This is a genomic window from Novosphingobium sp. PhB57 (assembly GCF_004342985.1).
Lineage (GTDB): Bacteria > Pseudomonadota > Alphaproteobacteria > Sphingomonadales > Sphingomonadaceae > Novosphingobium.
The window spans coordinates 331,969-345,891 of record NZ_SMBO01000005.1; the positions used below are offsets into that span (position 1 = coordinate 331,969).

A 13,923-nucleotide genomic window follows, 5' to 3' on the forward strand; every position below is an offset into this window, starting at 1 on the left:
TAAACCGACCGGGAGATAGATGTGTCGAGGCGAATTTACGCAGCCCTTGCGGCAACCGCTTTCTGCGGCCTGATGGCCGCCTGCAATGGTACCGGGGGCGCGCCTGACGCCGCCGCATCGGCCGATGCCACCGAAGCCGGCGCCGCTTCGGGCAAAAAGTACCTTTCGCAGCCGCTGGTCAGCGAGATGTACACCGCCGATCCTTCCGCCCATGTCTGGAACGGCAAGTTCTACATCTACAACAGCCACGACGTGGACGGTCCCACGCCGGAAGACGATCTCGGCGGCCACTTCGAAATGCGCGACTACCACGTCCTGTCGATGGACAAGGTGGGCGACAAGGTCACCATCGGTCCCCTCGCGCTGGACGTGAAGCAGGTGCCCTGGGCCTCGAAGCAGATGTGGGCGCCCGACGCCGCCTTCAAGAACGGCACGTACTACCTCTACTTCCCGGCCAAGGACAAGCAGGGCGCCTTCCGCATCGGCGTCGCCACCTCGAAGGACCCGATGGGCCCGTTCAAGGCGGAACCGCAGCCGATCAAGGGCAGCTACTCGATGGACCCCGCCGTCTTCACTGACGACGACGGCCAGAGCTACATGTACTTCGGCGGCATCTGGGGCGGCCAGCTCCAGCGCAACGTGAACGGCAAGTACGATCCGAACGGTTCGAAGACCGACCTCCAGGCCGACGACAAGCCCGCCCTGCTCCCGCGCGTGGCGCGCATGACCGGCGACATGCTGGAATTCGCCGAGGCACCGCGTGAAGTGAAGATCGTGGACGAGAAGGGCAAGCTCCTGCTCGGCGGCGACCATGACCGCCGGTTCTTCGAAGCCTCGTGGATGCACAAGTACAAGGGCAAGTACTACTTCAGCTACTCGACCGGCGACACGCACTACATCGCTTACGGTATCGGCGATAACCCCTACGGTCCCTTCACGTACAAGGGCCGCATCCTGAACCCGGTCGAAGGCTGGACCTCGCACCACTCGATCGTCGAGAAGGACGGCAAGTGGTGGCTGTTCTATGCCGACAGCCAGCTCTCCGGCCAGACGCGCCTGCGCAACGTCAAGGTCACCGAACTGCACTACAACGAAGACGGCACGATCAAGACGATCGATCCCTTCGTTCACTGATCCGGCGAAGGGATGGCGAACCAGACACGGTTCGCCATCCCTTTGGGCGCTCCTGCGGGGGTGCGGGTATGCGAGATCGCCCAAGGGGCGCGCAGTCTCTTGAACCACACGCACAGCCGACAGACGGAAACACAGACATCCGACACCCGACACACCTCGTCATTGCGAGCGTAGCGAAGCAATCCAGGGCGGCTCTGCGCGACTCTGGATTGCTTCGCTACGCTCGCAATGACGAAATAAGGGATGGGCAGTGCGGAGGGACGGTTCAGGAAAAGGTGGGGGAAGAGGGCGTGCAGGCGGAAGTAACGACGCAAGTCGCAACGGCAACCAGGGCGCCAGCCGCAAGATCCACGCGCCTGCTGAGCGCCGCGCTGCCCCTGATCCTGGCGCTCGCCCCGCATCCCGCGCTTGCCGCCCCCGCGCCGCAGATCGCGCTCACGTTCGACGACCTGCCCCTGCACACGCCTTACCCCGGCGGCGATACCCCGCTCTCGGTGACGGACGCCATCCTGGCCGCCCTGAAACAGGCCCGCGCCCCGGCTTTCGGCTTCGTCAATGCCGGCAAGGGCGAGGCTGGCGATCTCGACACCGTGCTGGACCATTGGCGCGCCGCCGGGCTGCCTTTCGGCAATCACGGCTTCCGGCATCTCAATTTGGACAAAGTGGGTGCGGCGGAATTCGTGGCCGAGCTGGACCGCAACCAGGCCGCACTCGCACCGCGCGGCATGAAGCGCTGGCTACGCTACCCCTTCCTCGCCGAGGGCAGGGACCCGGCCGTGCGCGACGCCGTGCGGGCGGCGCTGGCGCAGCGGCACTATCGTATCGCGGGGGTCAGCCTCTCCTTCGACGACTGGGCCTGGAATGCGCCTTATGCCCGCTGCGCTGCCCAGGGGAACACCGCCGCGATCGCCGATCTCGAAGCGCGCTTCCTTTCCGCCGCCCGCGCCGATGCCGAGGCCGCGCGGGCCGCTTCGCAGGCCCGGTTCCGCCGCGATGTGCCTTATGTGCTGCTGCTCCACGTCGGCGCCTTCGATGCGCGGATGATGCCGCGGCTCCTGGCGCTCTACCGGGACATGGGCTTTCGGTTCGTCACTCTGGAACAGGCCCAGCGCGACCCGTTCTATGCCGCCACCGATCCGGCCAGACCCGGCCCGACGCCTGCCCTGCTGCGCACGACACCGCTGCCGCGCCCCGGAGACGACGTCTGCCCGGCCTGAGATCGTCATCCCGGACCTGATCCGGGAGACGCACCTCTCCTCGCTCTTTCCTAGCGCAGCAAGTCCAGCGGGATCGCCTCGCCCATGGCCTTGTAGCCGGCCGGGTTGGGATGGATCGCGTCGCCCACGTCATAGGCGGGATTGAGCCGGTCCGGCCGCGCGGGATCGCGCATGACCTTGTCGAAATCGATCACCGCATCGAAGTTGCCCGGTGCCCGGATCCAGGCGTTGATCGCCTGGCGGTCGGCCTCGTTGACGGCCCCGGGGTGGTAGTAGTCCATGCCCATGAACGGCAGCAATGTCGCGCCGTAGACCTTGATCCCCTTCGCATGGGCGCGGGCAACGATCTGGCCGTAGGCGCCGGTGATCTGCTCCACCATGGCGGCGTGTTCCGCAGCGCTCACCGGGTGGTCGCGCGTGAGGACGCCCAGGTCGTTGATGCCTTCCAGCACGATGAGGTGAGTGACGCCGGGCAGCGCCAGCACGTCGCGGTCTAGCCGGGCCATGGCATTGGGCCCGAGCCCGTCAAGCAGAACGCGGTTGCCGCCGATGCCCTGGTTGATCACCGCGCGCCTGCCTGCCGCAACCCCCGCCGAACTGCCCGCCGAACTGCCCGCCAGCCGCCGGGCGAGCACGTCGGTCCAGCGGTCGTTGCCATTGGTGGTGGAGCCGCGCCCGTCGGTTATCGAATCGCCCAGTGCCACCACAGCGCCCGCCCAGCAGGCCCGCGCCTCGATTCCCGAAAGGAGATACCAGTGGTCGATCGGCTTGGCCGCAGCCAGTTCGGCATCGGCAACATGGTCGCCCGCGATCCAGTACGAAGTCGCGCGCGAGCCGGGATGCGCGGTCTGGCGCTGGGGCATGGCCTGGACGTGGAGCGAGACGGCCAGGTCCTCGAACGCGCGGACGGGCAGGTCCAGGGGGTCGGAAAGCCAGTCCGCGCCCGGCGGGATCACCACGCGGGCGTTGCCGGAGAAGCGCAGCGGCGTGAGCGAACGCGCGTCGATCCCGGCCTTGTCCGCCGCCCGGGCGCGGGCCAGCGTGGCGGCCTCGATCACCAGCGGCGTGTCGCCGAAAGCATTGGACAGGCGCACGCGCAGTCCGGTGCCGCCGATCGAGGGCCGCACGATCTGCCGCAGCGTCACATCGCGCGTGGCCTCGGCCGGAAGGGCATTGTCGGCATCGGGAAGCATTTGCGAGGATCCCCAGGCCGAAACCCAGGGGCAGACCGCCGCCAGCGCAGGCGCCGAGACGCCCAGCCCGGCCGTCAAAAGAGCAGCCGGGATCAGCGCACGCCTGAACGGGCGGCCCGTGACCATCCGGGCGGTGAGGGCAAGGTGACGGAACTTCGGCAGCATCGCGGACCCCATAAAAGAAATGAGCCGGCATCCAGGGAATGGACGCCGGCTCGGAGTTTTCAGGGAGGAGGAGTTCCCTGCAAGAACAATCAGAAGTTGGCGCGCAGACCCAGCAGGACCTGACGGCCCGGATAGTAGACCGAGTAAGCGGCGTTGTCGTATTCGAAGGTGGTGCGGATCGGCTCGTTGGTGATGTTCAGCACATCGAGCGTCAGGCGCACCGCGTTGTTCAGGAAGGGCAGCTGGTAGCCGGCCGACATGTCGAGCTGGCCACGGGCGTCCGAGCGCAGGGCGGCGTTCTGGATGCCGTTCTGCGGACCGTTCACGGCGATCGACGCGTCGTTCCAGACGTAGTTCACGCTGACCGACAGGCCGTTGTTCTCGTAGAAGCCCTGGAGGTTGTACGAGTAGGGCGAAACACCGGTGGCAACGAGGCCCGAGGACGAGGACTGCTTCAGGTAGGTGCCGTTGGCCGAGAAGCCCAGGCCCTGCACCAGGAAGTCGAGCGGCTGCACCCAGGTGGCCTCGATGCCCTTGATCTTCAGATCGCTGAGGTTGATCGGGCGGGTCACCGTGATCGGCAGGTTCGCGATCGGCACGCCGGTCTGGAGCGAGCGGTCGCTGAGGGCGTTCTGCTGGGTCGAGATCAGGCTGTCGTACGGAATGTTGAGCGAACCGAAAGGCACTTCCGAGGACGTGGTGACGGTGAAGCCGGCGATGTTCTTCTGGAAGGCCGACACACCGACATAACCGATGCCGCCGGTGTAGAATTCACCGCCGATATCGAAGTTGTCCGAAGTGTAGGGCTTCAGATCAGGATTGCCCGCGCTGGCCGTGAGGGCCGAGGGATCCGAGAACGTGATGCCCGGCAGGATCTGGTCGGCATTCGGACGCGTCATCGTGCGCGAGGCCGAGAAGCGCAGCTTCAGGTTGTCCAGCAGATCGTAGGTGAAGTTCACCGAGGGCAGGAAGTTGTCGTAGTTCGAGCGCGAGGTGATGTCGATGATGGCGGTGCCGACCTGGCTCGGGCCGACGACGATCTGCTTGGTATGGGCATAGCGCATGCCGCCGTTCATGTGCAGTTCGCGGCCGAACAGTTCGGTGGTGCCGTTCAGTTCGAAGTAGGCGCCCAGCACCGTCTCGTCGATGTCGCCCGTGGCGCCGCCGGTCACCGCGCCGCGCGTTTCCGGCGCGCTGTCACGGTAGCTGGCGTAGTTGGTGGCCTGCTTGATGGCATCGAAGTCGGGGATGACGAAGGCATTGTAGCCCACGCTGCCGCTGGCGAGATGGCCGAAGTTGCTGACCGGGAACTGGGTCAGGTACTGCGGGATCTGGCCGGTGGTGATCGAGCCGGTATCGCCGGTGCAGCCGGTGCCGCAGACGGAAAGCTGGTAGGCCGGGCTGTTGTCGTAGGCGCGGATCGAACGCTGGGCGCGATCATAGGCGCCGCCGAACTTCACGCTGAAGTCGCTGTCGCCGATGGTGGTGTCGAGGTGGGCACCGCGCGTCTCGGTATCGCGGCGAACCAGCGACACGTTCTGGCGGTACCATTCCCAGCCCATGTTCGGATCGTTGAGATCGACATTGGTGGTGATGATCGGCTGGTTGCCGCCGCTGTTGTCGTAATAGACGTCCACGCCCGAACCCGGGGTGGTCTGGAAGGCCCAAGTCGGCTGTTCGCGGAAGAACTTGCTCTTCGACCAGTTGGCATTGGCTTCCACCTTCACGCGGTCGGAAGGCTGCCAGGTGACGCTCGGCGCGATGTTCCAGAACTTGGTGGTCTGCTTGAACTGGCTCGCTTCGAGGAAGAACGAGGAGTTGGCGAAGGTGCCGCTGGTGACCACGCCGTTGTCGTCGACCGCAAGGTCGATCGGGATCATGCCGCCGGTCGACTGCGCGCTGGTGCCCGGGCCCGAGTTACGGACCTGCCAGTTCATGTTGACCTTGTAGTAGTCGCGCTTGGACTTGGCCCAGATACCGTCGATCGCGAAGTGCAGCTCGTCGCTGGGACGCCATTCGAGCGATGCCAGCGCAGAGATGCGCGAACGGTCGCCGTTGGTCAGGCTGTTGCGGCCAAGGCGCGGGATCAGCGCGGTGCTGAGCTGGTCGCGGGTGAGACCCGAAGTGGCGACCACGTCCACCGGCTGGCCGGCGACGAGGCCGTGGCCGGTATTGGTCGGAACCACCGAGGCCCAGGAGAAGTTGTTGCCGCCCGGATCGCCGGCGCCAAGGTTGCCGTCGGTCCAGCCCACGGATTCGAAGCCATCGACGCGGGTCTTGGTCTTCACGCCGGCCACGCCGACGAGAATGCCGAAGGTATCCGTGGTGTGGCTGGCGACGACCGCGCCGCGCGGGCTGATCTTGCCGTTGCTATCGGTATACTGGCCCTGGCCGACGACGGTGAAGTGCGTGCCTTCCTTGTCGAAGGGGCGCGCGTTGTGCAGGTTGACGGTGCCGGCGATACCGCCTTCGAGCGTCGAGGGCGAAGGGCTCTTGGCAAGGTCGAGACGGGTGAAGAGTTCGGACGGGAAGAAGTCGAGATCGACTTCGCGGTTGGCGCTGCCGCCGTTGGTGCCGCCGTCGGACGCGACCTGGAGCTGCGAGCCGTTCAGCAGCACGCGGGTGAAGCTGGGGCCAAGGCCGCGGATGGCGACCTGGGTGCCTTCGCCGTTGATGTCGCGGTTGAGGCGCACGCCGGGCATGCGGTTCAGCGTTTCGGCCAGGTTGGTGGCGGGCAGCTTGCCGATGTCTTCGGCGAAGATCGAATCGCCGAAGGTCACGGCGTCGCGCTTGGCATTGGTCGCGCTCTGCAGCGAGGCGCGGATGCCGGTGACGATGATGTCGCCCGCGGAAGGCGTATCGTCCTGAGGGGCGGCGGTCGTATCGGCGGTGTCGGCGGCCGTGGTGCCCGCAGCGTCCTGCGCGAAGGCGGCAGGCGCGGAAAGGCCCGAAAGCGCGGCGGCGCTCAGAAGAACGGCACGAACGGAAATACGGTTGGATCGCATTGGATATCCCCTCCCATTTAAATCACGTCCGCTTCCGAGCGGATCGTGGGTTGCGCCAACACTGGTAGCGCTATCATTGAAGCCTTAATATGCCCAGTGCCGGCGCGCGTCAACAGTTATGTTAGCGGTATCTTTCAATCGTAATCATAGAGTTTTACCCGCTGAATCTGCCACTTTCCGGACTCCAGGCGGATGTGGCGGCCCTGGTGCGTCTGGTCGCCGTTGAGCAGGCGGCCGGGCACCCATTTGCCGGTCGAATCGAATTCGCCCTCGAACGCCGAATCGATCCCGGCCAGCGCAGCCTTGCCGGTCCTGGGCTTGAACGTCACGGTAATGCCCTGCCCGGCGATCAGATACTCTTCCGGTCCGATCTGGATGATCATGCCGCCTGCCGCCGCGATCGCCGCAGTGGTGCCCGGTACCGAAGCGTCGGCGCCGGGATTGGCCACCGGCCGCTGGATATCGGCATAGGCGATGGTGAAGCGATAGGGGCCGACATCGCGGGTTTCCGGCTCGTAGACCAGCGTTTCGTCATAGAGCTGGCGCGGCTTGAAGCCGACCATGCGATCGGTGCCCTGCGCATCGAGAATGTAGGGCTTGAGCTGCTGGAGCACGCCGTAGGCATCCTTAAGCGCGCCGGGATCCTCGTCCACCGAGTCGATGGAGAAGGGGCCGAAGCCGATCGCGTCGAGCTGGCCGATGGCGTAGAACGCATTGGCGGGCGCCACCGGATTGGTAGAATTGTGCGCCTCGGGAATGAACAGCACGTTGTCCGGGCGCTTGTAGCCGTTCACGATATCCACGAAGCTGGAAAAGTAGATGTCCGGCGCCAGGAAATCGAGGTGCGGCCCTCCGGCCTTCCAGACGTCGAGCAAGTGCGGCAGCGGGCCGCCGCTCGGGTATTCGCCGGGGATGCGGCCCGGCCGGTTGAGCGCCACGTTGACGTACATCGGGATCGGATAGGCCGCCTTGCCCGCCGCGGCGAGCTGGTCGGCGAAGCGGGCATAGTGCCAGGCCGCGAAGACCTCCGCCGCGGCATCGCCGCCGCCGAACAGCTCGTCCCACGAACCGCTGGTACGCGCGCCGCGTTCGAGCCACATCCGGCGCATGCCCGGAACCAGCGAGTCCTTGTGAGCGACGAGGTAGTTGACCAGTTCGGCCGGAACCGGCTCGCGGTAGGCGGCATTGGCGGCGGCGCTGTAGTCGCGCGCGACCGGCAACATGCCGATCTCGTTCTCCACTTGCACCATGACGACGGTATTCTGCGTGGAATCCACCGCCTTGAGGTGCGCCATGAGCGCGGCATAGGCGCGCTCGTCGGCCTTCAGCGTCTCGGCGCCGAACGTCGAGAGGATCTCCACGCCCTGACCATTGGGAAGCTGCGCGCGCGGGAAGCGCTGCTGGTCGCGCTTGACCCAGGCCGGGATGTACGTGGACATGGAGTTCTTCCACGCCCCGAACCACAGCACCACCAGCTTGAGGTTGTTGGCGCGCGCCGCCTTGATCTGGGAATCGACCGAGGACCAGTCGAACGTGCCCTCGGTGGGTTCGATCAGTTCCCACGACACCGGCGTCAGCACGGTATCGAGGTTCATCTCCTTCAACCGCTTCCAGTGCGGCGCCATGTAGGCGGCGCTGGAGGAAGCCGAATTGCTCAGCTCGCCCGCGATCATCAGCATCGGCTTGCCGTTCACGATCAGCTGCTTCGTATCGCCCTTGGTCTCCAGACGCGGCGCATCGGCCAGGGCGGGAGCGGCGAGGCTCAGGCTGGCCGCAATGGCCGAGACCGCCAGCAGGGCAGTGCGGAGGGTCATGCGTTCTCTCCCAGGAATGCAGTGATGACGGCGCGGGCGCCGGAAGTTTCGAGATGGCCGAGATGGGCGGCCACGGCGTCGAGCACGGCGGCATCGGGCACATGGCCCAGCACGCCGAGGGCCTCGGTGACCCGGGCGCGCGGCGTGGCCGCAAGGCGCAGTGCATCGGCAAGGGCGGCAGCGGCGGGATCGTCGATGGCGAAGCTCTCGCCCGCGTCGCTCGTGCCCGCCTGCCAGCGTACCCAGGCGGCAACGGCCAGCGTGATGGCCGCGAAGGAACCGCCCTGCTCCGCCACAGCGGCCAGCGGCGCAAGCAGGCGCTGCGGCAGCTTCTGCGATCCGTCCATGGCGATCTGGCGGGTGCGGTGCTGGAGCGCGCTGTTGGCGAAGCGGGCCATCAGTTCCTGCCGGTAGGCCGGCACGTCGAGCCCGGCGGGCGGGTTCAGCGTGGGCACCACTTCGTCCCACAGCCGCTCGACGAAAGCACGGCCCTGCGCGGTGCCGACGAACTCGTGGACGAACGCATCGCCTGCCAGCCCGCCGAGATAGGCGATGGCCGAATGGGCGCCGTTGAGCAGGCGCAGCTTGGCTTCCTCCCACGGGGCGACCGCATCGGTCAGCTGGACGCCGAGCGCGGCGAAATCCGGGCGCTCGCCTGCGAAGCTGTCCTCGATCACCCATTGCAGGAAGGGCTCGGCCTTGACCATGGCCCGATCTTCCACGCCGGTCAGCGCGGCGAGACCGGCGATGTCCTCGTCCGTGGTGGCGGGCACGATGCGGTCGACCATGGTGGCCGGGAACGTGCAGCCCTGCGCGATCCAGGCGGCGAGCGCAGGATCGTGCGCCTCGGCCATGGCGAGCACCGCGCCTTTCAGCAGCGCGCCGTTGTGGGGCAGGTTGTCGCAGGAGAGGATCGAGAGCGGAGCGAGGCCCTCTGCCCGCCGACGCGCAAGCGCCGCGACAAGGAAGCCCGCCGCGGTGCGCGGACGCTCCAGCCCGGCCAGGTCGGCGGCGACGTCGGCGTCCTCGGCCATCAGCTTGCCGGTCTTGCGATCGAGGCAATAGCCTTTCTCGGTCACGGTCAACGTGACGAGGTGCGTGTCCGGCGAGGCCAGCGCGGCCACCACCGCCTCCGGCTCTTCCGGGGCGACCAGCACATGCTGCACGGCGCCGATGATCTGCGGGGTCTGCACCGCGCCTTCGCGCACCAGCAGGGTGTAGAGGCCGTCCTGCGGGTTCATCTGGTCCCGCACAGAGGCCGAGCGCAGAGAGACGCCGATCACGCCCCAGCGCAAGTCGCCCGAAGCCAGCGCCGCCTCGAACACGGCGGCCTGGTGCGCGCGGTGGAAGGCACCGATGCCAAGGTGGACGACCCCCGCCCTGACCGCCGCGCGGTCATAGGCGGGACGGGCGACGGCGGCCGGAACCTGGCCGAGGGTCTCTGCGGAAAGCCTCACAGCTTGTACGCCGCCTTGACGAGATCGTAAGCAAGCGCGCGGGCGACTTCATGCGCCTCATCCTCGGGCAGGCGGTGCTCGGCCACGAGCTGCGCCAGCCAGGCGCAGTCCATGCGGCGGGCCACGTCGTGCCGGGCGGGGATCGAGAGGAAGGCACGGGTATCGTCGTTGAAGCCGACGGTGTTGTAGAAGCCCGAGGTCTCGGTCGTGCGCTCGCGGAAGCGGCGCATGCCTTCGGGGGAATCGTGGAACCACCAGGGCGGCCCAAGGCGCAGCGAGGGATAGTGCCCGGCGAGCGGCGCCAGTTCGCGCGAATAGACGTCCTCGTCCAGCGTGAACAGGATCAGCGTCAGGCGCGGGTCGTTGCCATGGCGGTCGAGCAGGGGCTTCAGCGCCTGCACGAATTCGCCGGGCAGCGGGATATCGCCGCCCTTGTCGCGGCCGAAGCGGTCGAGCACGGCCTGGTTGTGGCTGCGATAGACGGCAGGGTGAAGCTGCATGACCATGCCGTCTTCCACGCTCATCCCGGCCATTTCGGTCAGGAGCTGGGCGCGGAACAGTTCGGCGTCATCCTTGCCCGGTGCCGACAGGACACGCTGGTAGAGCGCCTCGCAATCCTCTGGCGAGAGATCGGCGGTGCGGGCGCTGGGATGGCCGTGATCGGTCGAGGTGGCTCCGGCTTCGCGGAAGCGGGCGCGGTGGAAGCGGTGCGCGGCGAGATAGCCCGCGTAAGTCGAGACGTCCTCGCCCGCCATCTCGCCGAACTTCGCGACCTTGGCGGCAAAGCCCGGCGTCTCGGGATCGACCACCGGGTCGGGGCGATAGGCGGTGACGACGCGGCCGTTCCAGCCGCTTTCCCGGATCGCGCGGTGATGCGCCAGTGGGTCGAGCGGGCCTTCGGTGGTGGCGATCAGTTCGATGTTGAAGGCCTCGAACAGCGCACGGGGGCGGAACGCCTCGGTCTTCAGCGCGGCGTCGATTACCTCGTAGTAATGGTCGGCGGTCGTCTCATCCAGCAGCACGTCCAGGCCGAACACTTCCGCGAAGACCCAGTCCAGCCACATGCGCGAAGGGGTGCCGCGGAACAAGTGGTAGTGCTGCGCGAAGATCGCCCAGATCTTGCGCGGGTCCTGCTCCACCGAGCTGCCGTCCACGCTGGGCACGCCCAGCGATTCCAGCGCCACGCCCTGCGAATAGAGCATGCGGAACACGTAGTGGTCCGGCACGATCAGCAGCGAGGCAGGGTCGGTGAACGGCGCGTCATAGGCGAACCAGGACGGGTCGGTATGGCCATGCGGGCTGACGATCGGCAGGTCCTTCACGCCTTCGTAGAGCGCGCGCGCGATGGCGTGGGTGCCCGGATCGGCGGGGAACAGGCGGTCTGGGTGGAGAACGAGGGGACGAGTCATGCGGGTACTTTCTCGCCGTCGGGATCGGCGACCTGGTAGCGGGGAAGAATCAGGTGAATGACGCCGAGCGCCACGAGATAGGCGCAGGAGGCGACGACGAAGATCGGCTCGTAGCTGCCCACGGTTTCAAGGATGGCGCCGGCGAACTTGGCCATGAGCATGCCGCCCAGCGCCCCGGAAAGCCCGCCGAGGCCGACGACCGATCCGGTCATCCAGCGCGGCATGGTATCGCCGGGAAGCGCGTAGAGGTTGGCGGAGAAGCCCTGGTGTCCCGCGCAGGCGAGGCCCACCAGCGCCACGGCCGTCCACAGGCCCGGCGCATTCGGCGCCATGGCGATCGGCACGGCGCAGAGCGCGGCCATGAACATCGCCGTCTTGCGCGAGCGGTTGACGCTCCAGCCCCGGCCGATGAAGCGCGAGGAAGCCCAGCCGCCCAGCACCGAACCGATGTCGGCCAGAATATAGACCGCGATCAGCGGCGGGCCGAAGTCCAGCATCTTCACGCCGAACTGCTTGTTGAAGAAGTCCGGCAGCCAGAACAGGAAAGTCCACCAGACCGGATCGATCAGGAAGCGGCCCATCATGTAGGCCCAGGTCTGCCGATAGCCGAACAGCGCGCGCCACTTGACGGGGCGCGGTTTCTCCACCGGATCGGCCTCGATCCAGGCCAGTTCTTCGGCGCTGAGGTTCTTCTTGTCGCGCGGGCGGCGGTAGAAGCCGAGCCAGGCCGCCAGCCACACCACCGTCAGCAGGCCGGTGAGGATGAAGGCCCAGCGCCAGCCGAGCGTCAGCGCGATCACGGGCACCACCAGCGGCGTCAGGATCGCGCCCACGTTGGAACCGGCGTTGAAGATGCCGATGGCGAAAGCGCGCTCGCGCTTGGGGAACCATTCGTTGGTGGCGGCGATGGCGGCGGGGAATGTCCCCGCCTCGCCGATGGCGAGCGGGATGCGCGCCAGGAGCATGCCGCTGGTGGACGTGAACAGCGCGTGCGCCATGTGGCCCACCGTCCAGAGCGTCACGGCCAGGGCATAGCCCGCCCGCGCGCCCAGCCGGTCGATCAGCCTGCCGAACACGACATAGGCAATGCCGTAGCCCGCCTGGAACCAGATCGCGAGATCGGCATAGCCGCTCTCGCTCCAGCCGTAGCGGGCCTGAAGCTCGGGCTTGAGCGTGGGCAGGACCAGCCTGTCCACATAGCTCAGCACCACCGCCGCGAACAGCAGCGCGCAGACGATCCAGCGCACCCGGCCCGCGGGTTTCCCCGGGCCGGTCGCCGCGGCCTTGAGTGGCGTCACGCCGTTCACCGCGATCACCAGTTGTACATCGTGCCGTCTTCGAGGCGGTTCACCGGCAGGAAGGCGCGGCTGTATTCGTAGCCGGCGGCCAGTTCCTCATCGATGTCCACGCCCAGGCCCGGCGCTTCGCCCGGGTGCATCATGCCGTTCTCGAACGTATAGGCATGGGGGAAGACCGCGTCGGTCTCGGGCGTGTGGCGCATGTATTCCTGCACGCCGAAGTTCGGCACCGAGAGGTCGAAGTGCAGCGCGGCGGCCATGCAGACCGGCGAAAGGTCGGTGGCGCCGTGGCAGCCGGTGCGAATCTGGTAGAGATCGGCCAGCGCGGCGATGCGGCGAAGGTGCGTGATGCCGCCCGCATGGACCACGGTGGCGCGGATGTAGTCGATCAGCTGGTTCTGGATCAGGTCCTTGCAGTCCCAGATCGAGTTGAAGATCTCGCCCACGGCCAGCGGCGCGGTGGTGTGCTGGCGGATCAGCTTGAACGCTTCCTGGTTTTCGGCAGGCGTCGCGTCTTCCAGCCAGAACGGACGGTAGGGCTCAAGATCCTTGCCCAGGCGGCCCGCCTCGATCGGGGTCAGGCGGTGATGGATGTCATGCAGCAGGTGCACGTCCCAGCCCAGCGCCTCGCGCGCGGCCTTGAACAGTTCGGGCACGACACGCAGGTACTTCGCGGTGTTCCAGACGTTTTCGGTCGGCAGGTCGGCGTCGGCGGGCTCGTAGAAGTACTTGTCCTTGGAAACGCCGTACGTCGAAGCCATGCCCGGCACGCCGCACTGGAGGCGGATCGCCTTGTAGCCCTGCTTCTGATAGTCGAGCGCCACGTTGATCGTGTCCTCGATCGTGGTGCCGTTGGCGTGGCCGTAGACCATCACGCCTTCACGGCTGGCGCCGCCCAGCAGCTGGTAGACCGGCAGGCCGGCGATCTTGCCCTTGATGTCCCACAGCGCCATGTCGACGGCGGCGATGGCGGTCATCGTCACCGGGCCGCGTCGCCAGTAGGCGCCCTTGTAGAGGTACTGCCAGACGTCCTCGATACGGTGCGCGTCGCGGCCGATCAGGCAGGGGATGACGTGGTCGGTCAGGTAGCTGGCCACCGAGAGTTCGCGGCCGTTGAGGGTCGCGTCACCCACGCCGGTGGTGCCGTCGTCGCAAGTGATCTTCAGCGTGACGAAGTTGCGACCCGGGCAGGTGATGATGACTTTGGCATCGACGATCTTGGGCATGGGGA

9 protein-coding genes are annotated in these 13,923 nt (G+C 67.0%); 2 read left to right on the plus strand and 7 right to left on the minus strand.

From position 1 onward, the window contains the following. Positions 1-15: 15 nt before the first annotated feature. Positions 16-1,134, plus strand: coding sequence for a glycoside hydrolase family 43 protein (locus EDF58_RS16830; RefSeq protein WP_243654341.1), 1,119 nt, complete (start codon positions 16-18; stop codon positions 1,132-1,134). A gap of 290 nt (positions 1,135-1,424) precedes the next feature. After that, positions 1,425-2,351 carry a polysaccharide deacetylase family protein gene (locus EDF58_RS16835; protein ID WP_165921459.1) on the plus strand — a complete coding sequence of 309 codons (927 nt, stop codon included), beginning with the start codon at positions 1,425-1,427 and terminating at the stop codon, positions 2,349-2,351. A gap of 50 nt (positions 2,352-2,401) precedes the next feature. Here EDF58_RS16835 and EDF58_RS16840 read toward each other — a convergent pair whose 3' ends face one another. The 7 genes from EDF58_RS16840 to manD form a co-directional block, all read right to left on the minus strand. Then, complete coding sequence (locus tag EDF58_RS16840; protein WP_243654320.1) at positions 2,402-3,709, minus strand: SGNH/GDSL hydrolase family protein; 1,308 nt, start codon at positions 3,707-3,709, stop codon at positions 2,402-2,404. A gap of 89 nt (positions 3,710-3,798) precedes the next feature. Continuing rightward, complete coding sequence (locus EDF58_RS16845; RefSeq protein WP_132267640.1) at positions 3,799-6,714, minus strand: TonB-dependent receptor; 2,916 nt, start codon at positions 6,712-6,714, stop codon at positions 3,799-3,801. 134 nt (positions 6,715-6,848) lie between these two features. Beyond that, positions 6,849-8,528: a DUF5597 domain-containing protein gene (locus EDF58_RS16850; protein ID WP_132267641.1), complete on the minus strand. Its 1,680-nt coding sequence runs from the start codon at positions 8,526-8,528 to the stop codon at positions 6,849-6,851. Continuing rightward, positions 8,525-9,985 (minus strand): mannitol dehydrogenase family protein, encoded by a 1,461-nt coding sequence (locus EDF58_RS16855; protein WP_132267643.1) that lies wholly within the window; start codon positions 9,983-9,985, stop codon positions 8,525-8,527. Before EDF58_RS16855 ends, EDF58_RS16850 begins: the two co-directional genes overlap by 4 nt. Then, positions 9,982-11,394: a glucuronate isomerase gene (gene uxaC / locus EDF58_RS16860; protein ID WP_132267645.1), complete on the minus strand. Its 1,413-nt coding sequence runs from the start codon at positions 11,392-11,394 to the stop codon at positions 9,982-9,984. Before uxaC ends, EDF58_RS16855 begins: the two co-directional genes overlap by 4 nt. Continuing rightward, positions 11,391-12,710 carry an MFS transporter gene (locus EDF58_RS16865; RefSeq protein ID WP_243654321.1) on the minus strand — a complete coding sequence of 440 codons (1,320 nt, stop codon included), beginning with the start codon at positions 12,708-12,710 and terminating at the stop codon, positions 11,391-11,393. The genes uxaC and EDF58_RS16865 overlap by 4 nt, the downstream gene beginning before the upstream one ends. After that, complete coding sequence (gene manD, locus EDF58_RS16870) at positions 12,707-13,918, minus strand: D-mannonate dehydratase ManD (protein WP_132267648.1); 1,212 nt, start codon at positions 13,916-13,918, stop codon at positions 12,707-12,709. The genes EDF58_RS16865 and manD overlap by 4 nt, the downstream gene beginning before the upstream one ends. Positions 13,919-13,923 lie beyond the last annotated feature (5 nt).